General features: G+C 33.2%; 20 protein-coding genes. 12 read left to right on the top strand and 8 right to left on the bottom strand.

Annotated features, from left to right (window positions below):
- A partial coding sequence (locus HOG71_01445; GenBank protein MBT5989492.1) for a carbamate kinase occupies positions 1-534 on the top strand: 534 nt, incomplete at its 5' end.
- A 53-nt stretch (positions 535-587) separates the two neighbouring features.
- Positions 588-1589, top strand: a complete 1002-nt coding sequence (gene argF, locus HOG71_01440) for an ornithine carbamoyltransferase (protein ID MBT5989491.1) — start codon at positions 588-590, stop codon at positions 1587-1589.
- Between the two features lie 123 nt (positions 1590-1712).
- On the opposite strand, the gene HOG71_01435 is transcribed toward argF, so the two are convergent.
- The 3 genes from HOG71_01435 to HOG71_01425 all read right to left on the bottom strand — a co-directional run bounded on the left by HOG71_01435 (position 1713) and on the right by HOG71_01425 (position 5250).
- Complete coding sequence (locus tag HOG71_01435) at positions 1713-2906, bottom strand: ATP-binding protein (GenBank protein MBT5989490.1); 1194 nt, start codon at positions 2904-2906, stop codon at positions 1713-1715.
- A gap of 460 nt (positions 2907-3366) precedes the next feature.
- Positions 3367-4461: a hypothetical protein gene (locus HOG71_01430; protein MBT5989489.1), complete on the bottom strand. Its 1095-nt coding sequence runs from the start codon at positions 4459-4461 to the stop codon at positions 3367-3369.
- 75 nt (positions 4462-4536) lie between these two features.
- On the bottom strand, positions 4537-5250 hold the full coding sequence (locus HOG71_01425; protein MBT5989488.1) for a hypothetical protein: 714 nt from the start codon (positions 5248-5250) through the stop codon (positions 4537-4539).
- 667 nt (positions 5251-5917) lie between these two features.
- Here HOG71_01425 and HOG71_01420 point away from each other — a divergent pair.
- Positions 5918-6577 carry a hypothetical protein gene (locus HOG71_01420; GenBank protein MBT5989487.1) on the top strand — a complete coding sequence of 220 codons (660 nt, stop codon included), beginning with the start codon at positions 5918-5920 and terminating at the stop codon, positions 6575-6577.
- A gap of 54 nt (positions 6578-6631) precedes the next feature.
- Here the strand turns inward: HOG71_01420 and ssb are convergent, their stop codons facing one another.
- A complete protein-coding gene (gene ssb / locus HOG71_01415; GenBank protein ID MBT5989486.1) occupies positions 6632-6970 on the bottom strand; it encodes a single-stranded DNA-binding protein in 339 nt (112 codons plus the stop codon).
- 328 nt (positions 6971-7298) lie between these two features.
- On the opposite strand from ssb, the gene HOG71_01410 reads away from it, so the two are divergent.
- The 4 genes from HOG71_01410 (at position 7299) to HOG71_01395 (ending at position 9581) form a co-directional block, all read left to right on the top strand.
- Positions 7299-7538 carry a hypothetical protein gene (locus HOG71_01410; protein ID MBT5989485.1) on the top strand — a complete coding sequence of 80 codons (240 nt, stop codon included), beginning with the start codon at positions 7299-7301 and terminating at the stop codon, positions 7536-7538.
- Positions 7522-7824, top strand: a complete 303-nt coding sequence (locus HOG71_01405) for a type II toxin-antitoxin system RelE/ParE family toxin (GenBank protein ID MBT5989484.1) — start codon at positions 7522-7524, stop codon at positions 7822-7824. The genes HOG71_01410 and HOG71_01405 overlap by 17 nt, the downstream gene beginning before the upstream one ends.
- A 178-nt stretch (positions 7825-8002) precedes the next feature.
- On the top strand, positions 8003-9064 hold the full coding sequence (locus HOG71_01400) for a mechanosensitive ion channel (GenBank protein MBT5989483.1): 1062 nt from the start codon (positions 8003-8005) through the stop codon (positions 9062-9064).
- A 157-nt stretch (positions 9065-9221) separates the two neighbouring features.
- Complete coding sequence (locus HOG71_01395) at positions 9222-9581, top strand: hypothetical protein (GenBank protein ID MBT5989482.1); 360 nt, start codon at positions 9222-9224, stop codon at positions 9579-9581.
- Here the strand turns inward: HOG71_01395 and HOG71_01390 are convergent.
- Complete coding sequence (locus HOG71_01390) at positions 9578-11026, bottom strand: M20/M25/M40 family metallo-hydrolase (GenBank protein MBT5989481.1); 1449 nt, start codon at positions 11024-11026, stop codon at positions 9578-9580. The two genes, HOG71_01395 and HOG71_01390, sit on opposite strands and share 4 nt — an antisense overlap.
- Before the next feature lie 95 nt (positions 11027-11121).
- Between HOG71_01390 and HOG71_01385 the strand changes: the two genes are divergently transcribed.
- Positions 11122-12366, top strand: a complete 1245-nt coding sequence (locus tag HOG71_01385; GenBank protein ID MBT5989480.1) for a divalent metal cation transporter — start codon at positions 11122-11124, stop codon at positions 12364-12366.
- Here HOG71_01385 and HOG71_01380 read toward each other — a convergent pair.
- Positions 12363-12938: an aminodeoxychorismate/anthranilate synthase component II gene (locus tag HOG71_01380; GenBank protein ID MBT5989479.1), complete on the bottom strand. Its 576-nt coding sequence runs from the start codon at positions 12936-12938 to the stop codon at positions 12363-12365. The genes HOG71_01385 and HOG71_01380 overlap by 4 nt on opposite strands.
- Before the next feature lie 84 nt (positions 12939-13022).
- On the opposite strand from HOG71_01380, the gene HOG71_01375 reads away from it, so the two are divergent.
- From HOG71_01375 to HOG71_01360, 4 genes are all read left to right on the top strand, one after another.
- A complete protein-coding gene (locus tag HOG71_01375; protein ID MBT5989478.1) occupies positions 13023-13994 on the top strand; it encodes an aminodeoxychorismate synthase component I in 972 nt (323 codons plus the stop codon).
- Complete coding sequence (locus HOG71_01370; protein ID MBT5989477.1) at positions 13978-14571, top strand: hypothetical protein; 594 nt, start codon at positions 13978-13980, stop codon at positions 14569-14571. The genes HOG71_01375 and HOG71_01370 overlap by 17 nt, the downstream gene beginning before the upstream one ends.
- 62 nt (positions 14572-14633) lie before the next feature.
- Positions 14634-15197: an RNA polymerase sigma factor gene (locus HOG71_01365; GenBank protein MBT5989476.1), complete on the top strand. Its 564-nt coding sequence runs from the start codon at positions 14634-14636 to the stop codon at positions 15195-15197.
- Positions 15190-17187 carry an SUMF1/EgtB/PvdO family nonheme iron enzyme gene (locus tag HOG71_01360; GenBank protein ID MBT5989475.1) on the top strand — a complete coding sequence of 666 codons (1998 nt, stop codon included), beginning with the start codon at positions 15190-15192 and terminating at the stop codon, positions 17185-17187. Before HOG71_01365 ends, HOG71_01360 begins: the two co-directional genes overlap by 8 nt.
- A 40-nt stretch (positions 17188-17227) precedes the next feature.
- Here the strand turns inward: HOG71_01360 and HOG71_01355 are convergent, their stop codons facing one another.
- Positions 17228-17689, bottom strand: coding sequence for an aspartate carbamoyltransferase regulatory subunit (locus tag HOG71_01355; GenBank protein ID MBT5989474.1), 462 nt, complete (start codon positions 17687-17689; stop codon positions 17228-17230).
- Between the two features lie 3 nt (positions 17690-17692).
- A complete protein-coding gene (gene pyrB / locus HOG71_01350) occupies positions 17693-18601 on the bottom strand; it encodes an aspartate carbamoyltransferase (GenBank protein ID MBT5989473.1) in 909 nt (302 codons plus the stop codon).
- Positions 18602-18656 lie beyond the last annotated feature (55 nt).

Genomic DNA, 18656 nt, shown 5'->3' with positions numbered 1-18656 from the left:
GCAAAAGAAGATGCCGACCGAATTTCGAAAGAAACAGGAGCAACTTTCAAAGAAGATGCAAGAGGAAGAGGTTGGCGGAAAGTTGTTGCTTCACCAAAACCTCGCATGATCAATAATGTGAAATCGATAGAAAGACTGGCACGTGATGGTCAGATTGTAATTGCCGTTGGAGGTGGAGGAATCCCTGTTTATCATGCCAAGGAAAACAAACTTCAAGGTATTGATGCTGTTATTGACAAAGACCTTGCTTCGGCTTTATTAGCTTCACAAATAGGAGCTTATAAATTGTTTATATTAACTGATGTTCCCAAGGTTTGTATCAATTACAATACGCCAGAAGAAAAAGCAATTGACAAAATGAGCATAACTGAAGCTCAAAAATATTTGGATGAAGGCCAGTTTGCAGAAGGAAGTATGGCTCCTAAAATTCGGGCTGCAATCCGTTTTGTAAAAAGTACCGGACGCGATGCCATAATTACCGAAACCATGCGATTGGGAATTGATGATGGAGGAACACGTGTCACTATTGTATAGGCTGAGAAAAAAAAATGATATTTGTATTTTGAACTTTGTAATTTAAATAAAACATGGGCTATAACTTAAGAAACAGAAACTTTTTAAAGTTGTTGGATTTTACTCCAAAAGAAATGAAATTTTTATTGGATCTGTCAATGGATCTGAAAAAGGCAAAATATGCTGGTATTGAACAGCAAATGCTAAAAGGTAAAAACATTGCCTTGATATTTGAAAAAGCATCAACACGCACACGTTGTGCATTTGAAGCAGCTGCTTACGACCAAGGTGCTCATTGTACCTATCTGGGTCCTTCAGGTTCACAAATCGGTCAGAAAGAGTCGATGAAAGATACAGCTAGAGTATTGGGTCGGATGTATGATGGAATAGAATACCGTGGTTTTGGACAGGATATCGTTGAAGAATTAGGTAAATATGCAGGTGTACCAGTTTGGAATGGTTTAACAACTGAATATCATCCAACTCAAATTTTAGCGGATTTCCTTACCATGCTTGAGCATTCTGACAAAGCATTGCATCAAATGAAATTTGCTTTTATGGGCGATGCAAAAAACAATGTTGGAAATTCATTAATGGTTGGTGCAGCCCTTATGGGAATGGATTTCAGAGCTGTGGCTCCGGCAAGTTGCCAGCCTGATGAAGAATTAGTTGCAAAATGCAAAGAAATTGCAAAAGAAACAGGTGCTAAAATAACCATCACAGATAATGTTGAAACAGGAGTGAAAGGTTGTGACTTCCTTTATACTGATGTATGGGTAAGCATGGGTGAAGCTGATAGCGTTTGGGAAGATAGAATAAAATTACTTTTGCCTTATCAGATTAACAAAAAAGCGATGGAACTAACAGCAAATCCAGCTTGTAAGTTTTTACATTGTTTACCAGCTTTCCATAATCGTGAAACAAAAGTTGGAGAAGAAATATTCCAGAAATTTGGATTAGACGGACTTGAAGTTACTGAGGAAGTATTTGAATCTGATTCATCTATTGTATTTGACGAAGCAGAAAACAGATTGCATACCATAAAAGCAGTTATGGTTGCTACTTTAGGAGCCTAAGGATTGCTAATTTCGAATTGTTAATTTCGGATTGTAGGTCCGATTTTCCTGCCAGAAGTCAGGCTGGCAATCGGATTAATTTATAAAACCATTGAAAGCCCTTACAGAAATGTTGGGGCTTTTTTAATACAAAAACCCAAACAACCAAAGAGGAATCTTATTCTCATAGCCGGTTTCAATATCGTCTGCGGCAACAAATGCATTTTTGATATCTTTTATCTGATCTGCATTTTTGTTTTTCCCTCCAATTTCAAAAGTAAATTTTTCATCAACCATGAAATCTCCATTTTTGGGAGTTGAAACAAAATGTGAATGTGAAAGCTGGTTCATGAAAAATGTTTCTCTAACAGTACCAATATTTGGATTTTCATGAGCTAAAGCATATATCAGGTTGGAATTCTCAAGATATACTTTATCGGGCTTTGTCAAAATACTGTCTCCTTTTGTTATCCCTTTTAGTAAATGCAAAATGTCGGATCTTTTTAAAAAATCCAGAAACTGAAGTATGTTAGCCCTGTTTGTTTCGAGCTGTGAACTGAGTTTTGTGATATTGGGCTTATATGGGCTTGTTGTTGACAGTATATATAGTAGTTTCTTAATCTTATAAATGTTTGTATAGCTTAACCCAATAACTGATGGAAGATCAGTTTCTAATATAAGGTTAAGCGTGTTGTTTACTTTCTGAGAGTAAAACTTTTCCCCTTCAACAAAATAGGGATAATATCCACTTTCTAAATAGCCCTTGAAATATTTTAGCGGATGTATTTCTTTGGTTATTATATCTGTAAGTTCTGTATGATTTTCAATAATCTCTTTGAACTCAATTTTGTCAAATGAAATATTATATTTTAGTTTGAGATATTCTCTAAAAGAAAGGCCTTTGAGTTTAAAACTAACAGCACGTCTGCTTAAATCGGCTGCTCCTTTATAAATTTCAAGTATTGATGATCCCGTAAATACTATTTTCAGCTCAGGATAAGTGTCGTAAATATTTTTAATTTCTTTCGACCACGTAGGATATTTGTGTACTTCATCCAGAAATAAGTGCCGACCTCCTTTTGTATAGAAATTTTCTGCTAAATCAATAAGCGTGTTTCCAGTGAAATAAACATCATCTAAACTGACAAACAGGGTTTCTTCATTGATTTTGAAGTTTTCTTTGATATGCTGTAGTAACAAGGTTGTTTTTCCAACTCCTCTTGCACCTTTAAGAGAAATCAGTCGTTCATTCCAATCAATATCATTATACAGATATCTTCTGAAATTACTTTTCGAAGCATTTAATTTGAGATCAAATGTTCTATATAGCTTTTCCATTGTATTAAATTTGATTCAAATATAACCAATGTTCCTGATAAATAACAAATAAAAGAAAAAACGTTCTGAAAAAAGAACAAAAGATAGAATGAAACGTTTTGTAAAAATAACAAAAAAGTATTCTTTGTGTGTTTTAATTCAAACAAAATAGAGTTATTTTGGAAGTTTCAAATAATTATGTAGAACCGAATTGAACTAAAGCAAAATGGAAGTTAAATAATAGATCGATTGCCAACCTGACTTCTCGCAGGCAAATAGGACTTACAACGTATAATTGATTCGACAGAACTAAACAAAGCAGGAACTCAGTGTCCCTTTCAGTAGACACTGATAGGATAGGAAGAGGGGAAATAATGTAGGTCCGAATTGCATTCGGACAAAAATTTGTAAAAATAGTTTAGTTCTTAAGTCCGGTTTATGATCTGTCATTCCATGTCTCCTCCCAAACAGTATCAAGGACTCAGCGATTGGAAATTGTCGAATCATTTTCGAATCGATTTTTTGAAATCCTATAGCTATTTTTTCTCTCTGAAAAGTTAAGCTTGGATAGTTCATTTTTATAAATAATAGACTTACCATTGATGTTAAATCTAATATATAGCACAGTTTTGTTTGGATTTAAAAGAGAGGGGAAAGAGTATCTCCCTTTTCCCATCCTTATTCCTGAATAGCATAGTCCATCTATTTCAGAATAGCATAAAATATTTTCAATTGAAGAAGTCCAACGCTTGTTTCTGAATTTTAGTTTGAAGTCATTTTTATTTTTAGCAATATCAATGGCAAGCATAATGGGTGAGATTTCTTGACCTGTTAGTTTATAAAACACACTGTCGTTTTCATAAAAGTATTGCCCCTTTAAAACAGAATCTCCAAGGTAATTATCAATAATTTGGTAGGCATGCAAATTCTGAATCGTATCTAACAGAGGGATGAAAATACTGCATTCAGATGAACACTTTTCTGAACTTAATTGGAGTTTCTGTTGATTTGATTTATTGATTGCAGAAATGGATAAAATTCTGGAGATTCCGAGATATGTGTTGGTCAAGTTAAATTTTGAAAGATCAGTATTTACTATTTCGTCAATATTGTAATACTCATTAAACTGAAATGCAATATCATCTTTTGTATCAGGAAAAAACTTATTTTGGGCAAATAAAAGTGTAGTTCCTTTTTTATTTACAATAAGAATATCATTACCACAATCGCTACCACTAATTGCAATTGAAGTATCTCTCTCTTTTATTGTTTTCTTTTCATACACAAAATCGCCATAATAAATAAACTCAGAATGATCCCTTTTAGCAGTTATGTTATTTGTTTTGTTCACCTTATTTATAGATGACAGTGCTTTTGGTTTAGTTGTAATAGAAACCGAATCCAATAGAAATACTTTTTGCTGACGTTTTGATTGGTTTAACGTATCAATTAGTGGAGATGATTGCTTGATTTCTGTTTCTGGTGTTTTTTGCTTTTGACTATGTTTGGTTCTGCCATGACAAGAAGCAAGATAGAAGGCACTTGAAATTAATAGTAAAAGAAAACTCCATCTCAATAATCCGTTTATTAGATGTAAGATTAGGTTTTTGGTCAATTGTTTCTGAGTGAAAATCAAAATAAACTATGCGTTTTATAAAGATAGCACCAAGCCAAAACATGGTCGTAGTGAAAACTTCAAACTTTCAATACTAATAGTAGCGGTTTGTTGCTGCTGTACGGTAAATATTGGGTTTTCTTCCCTCATCGAATTATAGGAAAGACGAAAGAAATTTACGGGCAAAGAAACATCAAAAGCAAAGCGATCTGAAAATCGATATCTTGTTGCCAGAATTAAGGCCACATCGGCCCCAGTATAAAATACAGAGATTGGGTAATCTGTTGAAACTGTGGGCTTATCAGCATAATAGCCTATTATAGGATAAATGCCCAAACCAATAAATCGTTCAAGTGAAGATGGTTTCTTATTAATTTTTATTTTGGATTCAAGAATTAATTTGCTTTGAAATGACTGTATGTTTTGACCTCCATTTATTTCATTAGGATTAAGCCATTTGCTTGTGGAACTGCCAAGATCAAAAGACATACCCCATATTCCTGCAGAAAAAATATCACCTGATGCGTTCTGCTTTTCATAACCAACGCCAAATGGTGACCATTGATTAATCACTATTTCAACTCTTGCCCCATTCGTACGATTGACATTGAAATTTGTTTCCTGAAAAAATGAAGGAAAGGAAAATAGAACCGAAACACTGTTAGTGGTTTGTTGGCTAGAGTTTTGAGCACATACAACAAAACTCGAAGCAAGAAACAAATAGAAGAGCAAAAGGTATTTTGTTTTCATGATAAGACTGTTTTACACACTAAACGCCATTTTGATAATTTTGGTACATAATGTAGTTTATTATCTAGTTAAAGGTTAAAACCCTGCATTTTTTTTGCAGCTAATTAGTTTCTAAATAAATCAATTGAATATCCGCAATTGGACCTATGATGTAAAAATTGCCACAGATTTACAGATTTGTTTTTAGGAGGCAAGTGAAATTTCTGCGAATCAGTGGCCTAAATATGAATGGCATTACTTAAATATGTTTGTGGTATAATAAAGGATATACGTTTAAATCAATTTAGAATCCAAATTACAATATCCAATTTTCAAATAAATAGTAAAATCCAAAAGACAAAGCAGAAGGTATAGGTTTTATCTAGATATTGGTAATAATACGTATGGTTTTGAGTTTGACATTTGAACATTGAATATTGATTGATATTTGTTAATTGTTTTTTGGTGCTTATTATTTGAATTTTATTCATAATTAAAACCTGTGGATTTTTAATTCATAGTGGTTTAGTTTGCTGGATATCATTATTCAATAAATATAAATCATTCCAGTTTTCGGAATAATTTATTATAAAAATATTCACAAAAGACTTCTTTATGTGCCATATGGCTGTATTCGGTGTTTAGGAATAGTAATTGATTAAAATAATGATATTCCAAAATTCGACCAATGAAACTTAAGTATTTAATCGTATTGCTTTGTGCATTTACATTTACCACGTTTGTTAATGCTCAGGATATTGCTTCAGAGAAAGTGAAGAAGAAAGGAAAAGAAAAGAAAGAGAAGGTGCATGTTGAGAAGGAGAAAAAAGAAAAGGTTAAAGTAAACAGCAAAGTAGCAAAGCTGAATAAAATTCAGGAAAAATTCAATTTTGACAGTTTATTAGCTGCACAAACTGCTGCAACAATTACCTATGAGTCTCAATCTGAGTCTGATTTGAAGTTTATGAAAGTTGAGAATCAGGCCAAAACCAAAAAAGCTATTTTAGATGCAAAAATTGACAAAGCCAGAAAAAATGTAAAGAATAAAGCTTTTGAGAATAGGAGTAATGTTCAGTCTAAAGCCGATGTGAGAATAGAAAAAATACAATCAAGAGCCAATCGGAAAAAGGAAAAAATTGCATCGACCAAAGAGAAAGATTTAATTAAGCTTAAAGCAATTGAAGATGTGGAAAGCATTAAGTATAAAGACTACATTAAAGTAAAAAATGACGAATTCCAGTTGGAGGCAGATATTAATATTCAGGAAGCTGAGGAGAAATCTGCAGAAATTATTGCTAAGTCGAGAACAAAACTGAATAAAGCCAGATTAAAAGCTTTGGGAAAATAAAAAAAGCTTCCCATCAAAAAACAGGAAGCTTTACATCATAGGGAGTTTGAATAACTATTCTTTTTTATCCAGCATCATCACTTCATTGAGGATAACCTCTGTGACATAATGCTTTTTTCCTTCAGTATCTTCCCAATTGCGTGTGGTTAGTTTACCATCGATGGCTATTCTTTTTCCTTTTTCAAGATACTTCTCAGCAAATTCAGCTGATTTGTTCCAGGCAATAATATTGTGCCATTGGGTTTCTTTTACTTGATTTCCTTCTTTGTCGCGATAGGAGTCAGTGGTGGCAAGAGAAAAACGTGCTACTTTCTTTCCACTACTTAAATCCCTGATTTCAGGGTTGGCGCCTAAGTTTCCGATCAATTGTACTCTGTTACGTAGTGTGTTCATGATAATTTAATTAAAAGTTTAAAAATTAAAAGTTTAAAGTTTGTGTCAGTGATGAAACGGATTCAATCAAATTGACGATACAAAGGTTAGACGGTCGCAAAAACATATTCGGTTATTTGTCATTTGTATTCGATTAACATTCGTTTGTTGTCGTTTGTTGTCGAAAAATATTTATATTTGAGTAATGAGGGTAGGTTTGTGCCTTATCCTTTTTAAAAGATAATTGGGTGTATTTCGAAATTGGGCATCCTAATAAGGCTCTGTGGATCAAACGGAGTATTGTAAATTTGAGCAATAGACTTCTTTTAATTATCTTTGTGTAAAGCAAATTACAATGAATATACAGACTGAAAAACTCGGATTAATAGAATGGATTGCTAAACTGAATGATTCTTCAGTCATTGAAAAAATAAAGCGAATTCATGACGATTATTCAAAATCTATTGATTGGTGGGATGAAATTTCAACGACAGAAAAGGAATCTATTGAAAGGGGATTAACGGATATTTCAGAAGGCAAAGTTCATTCTCACGAAAATGCAAAAAAGATTTATGAGAAATACTTATAAATTAATTTGGTCAGACGAAGCTTTAAATGGACTGAAAGAAATTATCGATTATATTGAAAGAAAGTTTTCCGAAAAAGATGTAAAAAAGTTTATTAAAAAATTTGATAAACAAATAGAAATTATTAAAAGTAAGCCAGAAACATTTTCTTTTTCACCAAAATCAAAAACTATTAGAAGAGCTATTGTATCAAAATTGACATCTATTTATTATCGAATTGATGGTAATGTAATAAATTTAGTGACTATTTACGATAATAGAAAGAATCCAGATAATTTAAGAATATAAACTACGACCGCCCACACAAAGGCTTTAAGCCTTGCAATAAAGGATTTTAGTGATTTAGGTATTGGGAAAGAGAAGAGTTATTGTCACGGCTCAAAGCCAAAACGATTAGGGTAGGTTTAAGAATAACTCTATTCGAAAGAAAATTATGTTTATTTTTAAGTTATAAAGCATTGAAAAAATGGAACAAATAATTAACATATTAAAACCATTAATAGAACCAGTTGGTATTGTACTGATTTTGATAATTCTGTTACTTATAAATTATTGGATATTTAAGAAAGTAAAATCCACTAAATTATATGGTAATATTTTAAAAAACAGTATCGCCACTTTAGTAATATTTGTTGGATTACTTGTTTTTATTTTTTCATTACCAATCGATAAATCATTAAAAGGTCAAATTTTAAGTTTCCTTGCAATAGTCGTAAGTGCAGGGATTGCATTAAGTTCAACCACTGTTTTAGGTAACCTTATTGCTGGAATTATGAACAATTCGATGAATCGCTTCAGAAATGGAGACCTCATTAAAATTGGAGATTTACAAGGTAGGGTTACCAAGAAAAGTATTTTTCATACTGAAATTCAGCTAGAAGATAGTAACTTTATTTCTATTCCTAATTTATATATCGCTACCAATCCGGTTAAATTAACTCGTAAAACAGATACTGTAATTTCTACTTCTGTTTCATTAGGTTATGACATTCCACGAACTACGATTGAAGAATCATTAAAAGAAGCAGCAACTTTAACTAGATTAACTAACCCTTACGTATACATTACAAATCTGGGTGATTATTCAGTAGTGTATAAAATACACGGTTTCCTGGAAGATAGTAGCAAATACTTTAGCACCAATTCTCTTTTGAATGCTAATGTTATGGATGTGTTACATGAGAAAAAAATTGAGATAGTATCTCCAACTTTTATGAATCAGAGAAATGCAAATGAAAAAGATTTTATTCCCAAAGAGATTGTTAAAAATCAAATTGCAAATGACGAACAAGTTCCTGAAAATTTAATTTTTGATGAAGCAATCAAATCAGAAAAAATTGAAAAAAAGAAAGATAAGCTTGAAGATTTAAATAAACAACAAGAATTGCTACGCAAAAAACAGAAAGAACTAAAAAAAGAGGATGAAATTCAGAAAAATAAATCATCCATTAAAAATATTGATGAAATTAAAATAAAAGTTGAAAGAAGTATTGAAAAACAAAATGAAGAGGAGAATACAAATAATTAACAACGCTTTATTACAATGTATAAAAATAATAGCTGAAATAACTGTAAATACAAGAGTTGTAGCCCCCTTCAACTTTCTTGTAACTTGACAGTAAAGTGCAACGCAATCGGCTACAATTCTTATACTATAAGCTAACAGTGAGATTAAAACAAGTACAATGAAAAAAAAATGTCTCGAATGTGGTGATGAATTTACCGGAAGAGTAGATAAAAAATTCTGCAGTGATCAATGTCGGAATACCTACAATAACAGGCAGAATGCTGATTCCAATAATTTCGTTCGGAATATTAATAACATTCTACGAAAAAACAGGAAAATTTTGGCTGAACTCAATCCAAGCGACAAAGCAAAAGTGCATAAGGCACAACTACTGGATAGAGGTTTTAACTTCAATTACTTTACTAATATTTATCGAACAAAAGCCGAAAAGGAGTATTATTTCTGTTATGACCAAGGTTATTTAGCCATTGAAAATGATTACTACATGCTTGTTATTAGAAAGGAGTATGTGAATTAAAACAATGAAATGTAGGTTAATGCGTTTCTAATTCCAGAAACTTTACGAAACTGTGGAGTTTTCTCATTTTCCATTTTCGAAATAAGGTTTTCAGCAAAATGCAGAATTTTGATAGCATCAGGATAATTAATTAATTCCTCATGATCACTAAGTTCATGATAGTCTTTATGCAATCCTGTAAAGAAGAATAGCACAGGAATTCTTGCATTATAGAAGTGGTGGTGATCAGAACCACCGTTTGAACCACCAAAATATTTCACTTTTTTAAAGTATGTATTCGAGGATTTCAACATTTTTCTCCAGCTTCTTGACGTTGCTACTCCATACACAATCAGGTCATTCGACTTCACACCAGATCGACCAATCATGTCCAGGTTAATCATATAAGCAATTTGCTCAATTCCTGTTGAGTTGAAGGATACAAAGTGTTTTGAACCCAAAAGCCCTTTTTCTTCAGCACCGAATAATACAAATACATAATTGTAATTCGTATAGCCAGATTGTTTAATGAATCTTGCAACTTCAAGCACACCTGCAGTACCACTGGCATTATCATCTGCTCCATTATAAATATAGTCTTCTTTTCTTTCTTGTTCAATTTTCCCCAGATGATCATAATGACCACCTATCACCACGGTTTTTTCAGCATTGTTATTAATATATCCTGCCACATTTTTTCCTGTCACTCCTTGAAATGTGGTTATTTGAACAAAGGCATCCACACTATTTTTGTCCTGCGTAAACAGATTTTTTTTATCGCCATTATAGAATAAAATAGGGATATCTCTTCTGATAACACTTAGGTTTAATTCATTAGTAGGATTCGGGTAGTTTTCATCTGAATTAATAAATATGATTCCACTGGCATTATGAGCAATTGCTGTGTCTATTTTCTTTCGTAAATATCTGTAGTTTACAAATGCTGAGTTTTCTGAATATCCGCCAGGAATAGAAGTTTCAATCACAAAAATTCTATTAGAGATATTAGTTTTTTCTTCATAATCATTATGAGATAGGGAAGGAGAGTTAATGCCAAATCCAATATCTATCAGCTCCCCTTTTAATTCCCCTGTTCCAGAATAGGCAATAGGATAATAATTGTTTTCAGATTTGCCTTTTGGGATGTTTTCATTATTGATATTCATAAAATTACCTACAGTTGCATGCATAAAATAACTGGAAGTAAATGATTGAAAATAGCTTGTATCTCCAAAATAGGGTGATAAGCCAATTTTTTCTAATGCTGCTTTAAGATAATCACTGGCTAGCTTCTCGCCATCAGTTCCAGCTTCTCTTCCCATAAAAGAATCGCTGGCCAGCACAGAGATGTCGTGCTTAAGTCTTGCCTGCATGTCACTTTCTGTAAAAAGATATTGATTTTGAGAAAAAGTGAATAAAGGAATAAAAACTATACTAAAAAGTAGTAATGCATAAATTCTGATCATACAAAAGATTTCTTATTGGATCAAAGGTAAATAATCGATAAAATATCCTACACGATTATATTATAAAAACTAATTTCGTTAACATATAATTCAACATGTCCGTTTCATCTTTTGTCAAAAAACTGGGTCCCGGCTTATTATATGCCGGTGCAGCTGTTGGTGTTTCTCATCTTGTACAATCTACTCGTGCAGGATCTTCATTTGGATTTGAATTAATAGGCATTATTATCATTGCAAATTTGGTGAAATATCCATTTTTTCAATTCGGACCCCGATATGCACATGCAACCGGAAAAAGTTTAATTGATGGTTATCTAAAGCTTGGTAAATGGGCTATTGTCCTTTATGCTATTCTTACGCTTGCAACTATGTTTACCATTCTGGCGGGTATAAGTGCAGTAACAGCTGGTGTATTTATTCATGTATTTAATTTGGAATTAAGTGCAGCTGAGGTTAGTGCAATAATTCTGATTTTAGTCATGCTAATTCTACTAATTGGCCGATACAGTCTTTTAGATAAATTGATTAAATATGTGATTGTTATTCTGGCTATTTCAACTCTTTTGGCAGTTGTTTTTGCCTTTAATAAAGGATTTAATCCCAATCCCGATTTTGTTACCCATTTCGATTGGTTGTTTCGTCCGCATGTGCTTTTCCTGATTGCTTTTGTTGGATGGATGCCAGCTCCAATCGATGTCTCGGTGTGGCATTCCCTGTGGACAATAGAAAAAAATAAAGAGATAAAATCGAATAGCTTAAAAAACTCAATCCTTGATTTTAACATTGGCTATTTTGGAACCATTTTACTGGCTATGGGGTTCCTTACATTAGGCGCCTTGGTGATGTATGGAAGTGGTGAAGAACTGTCAAACAAGGGCGGTGTTTTTGCCGGACAGCTGATATCGATGTATACCAATAGTCTGGGTCAATGGGCTTATCCCATTATTGCCATTGCTGCCATTACCACAATGTTTAGCACTGTTTTAACTTGTTTGGATGCTTTCCCCAGAATTTTAACACCTACGACTAAAATTCTTTTCAATAAAATGGATTGGAAAGATCAAAGACTGAATTGGATTTGGATACTCATTTTGGCTGTAGGAGCATTGATTATGATAGCTTATTTCGCTTCCTCCATGACATTTATGGTTGATGTGGCTACCACACTTTCGGTGTTAACAGCTCCATTTTTTGCTGTGATGAATTATAAAGTAGTAACCGACAAGCATATGCCTGAAACAAGTAAACCAAAATCTTGGCTGAAAGTCTATAGCTGGATTGGGATTGTACTTTTAAGTGGATTTGCAGTCTATTTTTTAATATGGAAGTTTTGGCTTTAATGCCTTAGCCAATTCTCAATAATTTTTGATCCAAGAGGAGTTAATATGGATTCAGGATGAAACTGAACTCCTTTAACATCGTATTCTCGATGCGAAATTGCCATAATCCGATAGTTCTCATTTAAGGCAGTTACCTTTAATTCATTGTTGAAAGAGCACAAATCAACAATCCACGAATGGTATCTTCCTGCCTGAAATTTTTTCGGCAAGCCATCAAAGAGGTAATCATGATGCTCTTCAATTATGCTAACGGTAGTTGATTCACCATGAGAAATTTCTTTCAGCTGTTTTAGTTTTATACCATGCACTTCAGCTATAGCCTGATGCCCAAGGCAAACTCCTAAAATAGATTTAGTTGGTCCCAATTCTTTGATCAATGGTTTTAAAATACCTGCATCATCAGGTAATCCTGGTCCTGGCGATAGCAGAATTTTGTCATAGACTTGTGCTCCCTTGATAGTGATCTGATCGTTTTTGATTACATCAAATTCGCATAATCCACTTTCGGTGAGAATTTGGGCAAGATTCCAGGTAAAGGAATCATAATTATCTAATAGAAGTACTTTCTGCATCATTTATAGAAAACGAATTTCATAAATTATGAACGAAATCAATTATTAATAGCGGACAAAAGAAATATTGCTGAAATTCGCAGCATGCAAAGTCAGGCTTTTTGGGATAAAATGAATCTGTACGGACAAAAGGGAATTCCTTTCCTGTTTTTCATTGATTTTGAAATGGAAAATCCCAAGCTATTTAAATTAGCTGATATCAATCCAAACAATTTACTTTTTGATGTCAACAATAGACGCAATTTTGACTATCCTGAACAATCCAATAGTGAATTGATTTTTGAAAAAACCCCTGTTTCCTTTGAAAATTACAAATCAGTTTTTACAAAATCCATGGAACATTTACGCTATGGAAATTCGTATTTATTGAATCTGACATTTCCAACTCCTATAACAACCAATTATAAGCTGAAAGACTTTTTTTATAGGAGTCAAGCCAAATATAAAATCTGGCTAAAGGATGAATTTGTTGTTTTTTCACCAGAAATATTTGTGAAAATAGCAAAAGCTAAAATCTATTCTTATCCTATGAAAGGAACCATCAATGCAAGTGTTCCAGATTCAGAGCAAGTATTATTAAACAATAAGAAGGAGATAGCTGAACATGCTACTATAGTTGACCTAATCCGAAATGATTTGAATAGGATTTCAAGCAATGTGAGGGTTGAAAAATTCCGTTATATTGATCGAATTAAAGGGCACGATAAAGACATTCTACAAGTTAGTAGCGAAATTGTTGGTGATTTGACTGCTGATTATTTGAATCGACTTGGTGAAATCATGAAAACGCTTTTACCAGCCGGATCTATTTGTGGTGCTCCAAAAAAGAAGACTGTTGAAATTATACTTGAAAATGAAACTTATAGCAGAGGATATTACAGTGGTGTTATGGGTGTTTTTGATGGAGAAAACTTAGATTCAGGCGTTATGATTCGTTACATCGAACAAACTGAAAAAGGACTGGTTTTTAAAAGTGGAGGAGGCATTACTGTCAATAGCAAGGTGGAGGATGAATATCAGGAACTAATCGACAAAGTGTATGTGCCTCTTGTTTGAAACCATAAAACTGGAAAATCGACAGCTTCAAAATCTGGATTATCATAATGAGAGATTAAACAGAAGTCGTTTCGAACTATTTGGTAGTAAAGAGGAATTGCGTATTGAAGATTCTGTAATACTACCTTCAAATCTTACAAATCAAATATACAAGTGCAGAGTTGTTTATAAAGAGGACATTCAGAAAATTGAAATTGAGTTATACCAAAAGCGCAAAATAGAGAACCTAATTCTTGTTGAATCAAATATTGATTACTCCTATAAATATTTTGATAGAAGGTACATTGAGACCCTAACAACTGCTCTTAAACCGAGAGAAGATATTCTGATTATCAAAAATGGATTTGTAACAGATACCTCATTTGCTAATGTTTGTTTTTGGGATGGACAGAAGTGGATTACTCCAGATACTCCTTTGCTAAGAGGCACGAAAAGAAAGAAGCTATTAGATGAAAAGAAAATCTACGAGAAAACAATTCGCAAAGAGGATATTGTAAATTTTGAGAAAGTAAGTTTGATCAATGGGATGTTGGAGTTGGGTGATTGTAAAGTGAACTTAAACCAGCATATGCCTTGAAATCAATTCTCTTTAAAACATTTGTTACCTGTTTTTGTTATTAATAGAATAAGCTAACAATTTTGAAAAAAACGATTCTTACATTCCACAAGAAACTTTCCAGACAAAACAAGGAAAGTGTTAAATGGATGTTTGAAAACTACGGCAGAAAACTTTCTCATTATGCTATTCATTCTTGGAAAATTAAAGAAGATGAAGCCTGGGATCAGGTTTACAATACCATTTACAAAGTAATTGAAAGCTATTCTTCTTATACATTTAACTCAATCTCAGAATTTAATTCATTTGTATATAGGGTTTTTATCAATCAGCTGAAAAATCAGTTGAAGTCGGCCAAAAAAGAAATTCAGGAAGTTGAATTTTTGGAGAATAACCTTCCTACTCAATCTCAAGATAATGAAGCAGATATTCCAGAGCAAATGAGGATTTTGGAAGAAGAATTAAGCACATTAGAAGATTGGCAAAGAATATTGTTGCTTTTACGAAGTCAGGGAATGCCTTATAAGCAGATTGCCAACTATGTAGATAAGCCAGAAGACCAGTTGAAAATATATTACCAGCGACTAAAGAATAAACTGGAAGAGAAAATGAAAAACAGAATTGCATCAAATCAATCAAATGAGTAGTAGCAATCAACATATCCATATAGAAGAGCTTGGAAGGAGGTTTCTCCTGAAAAACTCTGATTCCGAAAACACAATTTTAAACACATTGGACATGCAGGCACAATATGTATTTAGTGCAGATTATGCACAGGGATTAATTCATCCATCAGAGAAAGAAGTGATAAAGCGAATGGCAAACTCATTCAACTTTACTACAGGTTTTTGGAGTATTCAAAATCTGTTGCTCTTTTCTTCTGCGCTCCTTGTGGCAAGCTATGTACTGTTTAGTTTATTCAGTAAAACACCTCAGCAGCCAATGGGGAATAATATGCAACCAATTGATCCGATTATTAACGTAGAGAGAGATACAAGTAAAATTGAGTCAGAAAGCATAAAAACAAATAATTCAATAGAAACTGTAGAAATAAAACAAGAAACTCTTATTGAGAATAGTAACCAGATTAATGTTCTCCAAAAAGAGAACCTGATTGGTGGCGCACATACAAACTACTTCCCCTCAGATTATAAGCAAAAAAAAGAAAGAACTGTTTTTCCAGCAGATCCTCCTGTTTTTGAAGGGAATGTTGATCTTAAAAACTTTATTCTGAAAACAGATAGCTTTTTTATGAAAGATAACAGCTCTGAAATAAAATATGAAATCGGTGATTCAAATGGAATTTTATTCGGTTCAGATTATTACTGTGGAGAGCCATTTAAGAAAGGTTTTGAAGATATGGTCTATTTTAACATGGGAGAACTTCTGACTAAGGAAAAAGAAGACTATAAAAAACGAATGGCGAAAAGGACAAGGATTTATTATATTGGAAGACCATCCTTATTCAAAATTCCCAATTCTTTTCGAATGTATTGTAAACCAGAGAATATTGAGGTACGTACTCATCAATTAATTGTCAGAAATGTAAGTGATGAGGCAATTAAGCAGTATATACAACCTTTTTACTTCAGAAAATATGAAGTGACCAATGGTGAGTATTATGAGTTTCTTAATTGGGTACAAACGACCAATAGATATGGAGATGCGGAATTATATAGGCAAACAATACTTAATAATCCAGACTCTGCTTCTGAAAAGGAAATTCCTGAATATAAAAAATATGAAACATTAGTTAAAGCAGTCGATTTTAACAAAGTCTTTGTTTATCAGTTCTTCGATTCAAAATCAGCTGGAATAGTTTCCATCAATGTATTCCCTGATGATAGTTGTTTTATGAAAGATTATTCGTATTCATATAACGATCCAATCACTTATCTGTACTTTGTATACCCCGGATATTCAGAGTATCCGGTTGTTGGAGTAAGTTATTATCAGGTTCTTGCATTTCTTGATTGGAAAACTCACTTTCATCAGAAACAATTAGATGAGAAAGAAATCCCATTAAAAATAAGCTACAAATTACCTTCAAATATTCAATGGGAAACTGCTAATTCGAGTGTTGGCAATAGTTATAGTCAATGGCATGTAAAAGGAGATGATAGCTGGCGATGCGACCTTTCTATGGTTTTCTCTACAAAAAATTTAAAGGCCAATTCACTTAGATTATTTCTTAATGAAAATTCAATATATTCTACATATAGTATTGATGGCAGTTTTTATCCTTACTTGGTTCATCCTGATATTGACAACTATCCTGATTATTCCCTCAATCACACAGGTTCAAATGGTATTTGTTGGTTAGGAGGAAATGTTTCGGAGTGGATGAGGGAGTCCTATGAGGATAATTGGTTGCCAATCTACAAAAAGTATATTGAACTCGTGGAATCACAAGCTACTGAAGAATCAGAATTAATAAGACTGATAACTGACTATTACAACAAGCAAAATGCAGGAAATGGCAAACTGGTAAGAGGCTGCAACTGGATGGATGAAAGATACTCAAACATTTATGGGATTAATGTGGCTGGCGTTTATGCCAAGAAATTTGTTGATCCATCAGCACAACATTCAACATTGGGGTTTAGGTATGTGATAGAGGTTGGTTTGGTGGAGTGAGCAGGCATTGTATTTTTTGCCCACTCCATTTTCATTGTTTTTAAACTATCCGCATATCCTCCTGACCAAAAGTTTTTTCGCAAAAGTGACACTTTAACTTGAGTCCGTTGGTTTTATTTACTACTTTGAATTCGGTGGTTATTTCTTCATGGTTGCTGATACACTTTGGATTTGCACATTTTACCAATCCAATAATATCTTCTGGTACTTCGACAACTGTTTTATCCTTTACATCATAATTTTCAATAATAGTAAGTGTTGCCTGGGGAGCTACCAAAGCTATCTTGTTAATTATTTCCGGTTTAAAAAATTTGCCTTTAACCTTGATTATTCCTTTTTTCTCCAGCTTTTTACTGTCGAAATTGGTACCAATTAAAATGGTGTTTTCAAAATCTTCCAAACCAAGTATGCGTACAACTTGCATCACACTTTTGGCAGGGATATGGTCGATTACCGTTCCAGAATCTATAGCACTAACGATAAGTTCTTTCATTTTCTTAATTGTTTATTTGATTCCTAAAATCATTGTTAAAATTGCCTGACGAACAAAAACTCCATTGAGTGCTTGCTGAAAATAATGTGCTTTGTCAGTTGCATCAACATCAATGTTAATTTCATTTACTCGGGGTAAGGGGTGAAGTACCTTCATGTTTTCTTTTGCAGGTTGCAGATCGGCTTTTTTCAACTCATAGGAATCTTTCACCTTTTCGTATTCATGTGGATCAGAAAACCTTTCTTTTTGAATACGTGTCATGTATAAAATATCAACGTCAGGTATAATGTCATTAATATTTGATAGTGTTTGATGCTTCAAACCTTTTTCATTCAAAAAATCTTTGTATTGATTAGGTATCTGAAGGAAACTTGGTGCAACAAAACTAAATTCACAATTAAAATTGGCCAATGCCTGAGTGAGTGAATGAACGGTTCGTCCATATTTTAAGTCACCAACAAATCCTACTTTTAAATTCTCTAAAGTATCCTGCGTTTGCATAATGGTGTATAAATCCAACATGGTTTGTGTCGGGTGTTGGTTTGCACCATCTCCTGCATTGATAATGGGAACATCAGCCACTTCGCTGGCAAATCGGGCCGAACCATCTAAGGGATGGCGCATGACAATAAGATCGGAATAATTATTTACTGTTCTTATTGTATCTCGTAATGATTCCCCTTTTTTCACACTGGATGAACTGGCATCTGTAAATCCAATAATTCGTCCACCGAGCATATTGATTGCACTTTCAAAACTCAAACGTGTTCGGGTTGAAGGTTCAAAAAATAAAGAGGCGATTACATAATTATCCAGCAATCTTTGCTTGGGTTGTTTTTCAAATTCTTTAGCAACATCCAGAATTCTCAATTGTTCTTCTTTGCTATAATCGTTAATTGAAACTAAACTTCTGTTCTTCATTAATTCAAAATTAGACATATTCAAAAAAAAGCCCCTCGAGTAATCGAAGGGCTGA

The organism is Bacteroidota bacterium, from assembly GCA_018698135.1.
Classification (GTDB): domain Bacteria; phylum Bacteroidota; class Bacteroidia; order CAILMK01; family JAAYUY01; genus JABINZ01.
Note: the sequence above shows the minus strand (reverse complement) of the source record. Positions and strands in the feature narration are given on the sequence as shown.

Bases quoted from the DNA above. Each gene is read 5' to 3' on its own strand.
- argF (MBT5989491.1), top strand. From the start codon at position 588: ATGGGCTATAACTTAAGAAACAGAAACTTTTTAAAGTTGTTGGATTTT.
- HOG71_01435 (MBT5989490.1), bottom strand. From the start codon at position 2,906: ATGGAAAAGCTATATAGAACATTTGATCTCAAATTAAATGCTTCGAAA.
- HOG71_01425 (MBT5989488.1), bottom strand. From the start codon at position 5,250: ATGAAAACAAAATACCTTTTGCTCTTCTATTTGTTTCTTGCTTCGAGT.
- HOG71_01420 (MBT5989487.1), top strand. From the start codon at position 5,918: ATGAAACTTAAGTATTTAATCGTATTGCTTTGTGCATTTACATTTACC.
- ssb (MBT5989486.1), bottom strand. From the start codon at position 6,970: ATGAACACACTACGTAACAGAGTACAATTGATCGGAAACTTAGGCGCC.
- HOG71_01405 (MBT5989484.1), top strand. From the start codon at position 7,522: ATGAGAAATACTTATAAATTAATTTGGTCAGACGAAGCTTTAAATGGA.
- HOG71_01400 (MBT5989483.1), top strand. From the start codon at position 8,003: ATGGAACAAATAATTAACATATTAAAACCATTAATAGAACCAGTTGGT.
- HOG71_01395 (MBT5989482.1), top strand. From the start codon at position 9,222: ATGAAAAAAAAATGTCTCGAATGTGGTGATGAATTTACCGGAAGAGTA.
- HOG71_01390 (MBT5989481.1), bottom strand. From the start codon at position 11,026: ATGATCAGAATTTATGCATTACTACTTTTTAGTATAGTTTTTATTCCT.
- HOG71_01385 (MBT5989480.1), top strand. From the start codon at position 11,122: ATGTCCGTTTCATCTTTTGTCAAAAAACTGGGTCCCGGCTTATTATAT.
- HOG71_01380 (MBT5989479.1), bottom strand. From the start codon at position 12,938: ATGCAGAAAGTACTTCTATTAGATAATTATGATTCCTTTACCTGGAAT.
- HOG71_01375 (MBT5989478.1), top strand. From the start codon at position 13,023: ATGCAAAGTCAGGCTTTTTGGGATAAAATGAATCTGTACGGACAAAAG.
- HOG71_01370 (MBT5989477.1), top strand. From the start codon at position 13,978: ATGTGCCTCTTGTTTGAAACCATAAAACTGGAAAATCGACAGCTTCAA.
- HOG71_01360 (MBT5989475.1), top strand. From the start codon at position 15,190: ATGAGTAGTAGCAATCAACATATCCATATAGAAGAGCTTGGAAGGAGG.
- pyrB (MBT5989473.1), bottom strand. From the start codon at position 18,601: ATGAAGAACAGAAGTTTAGTTTCAATTAACGATTATAGCAAAGAAGAA.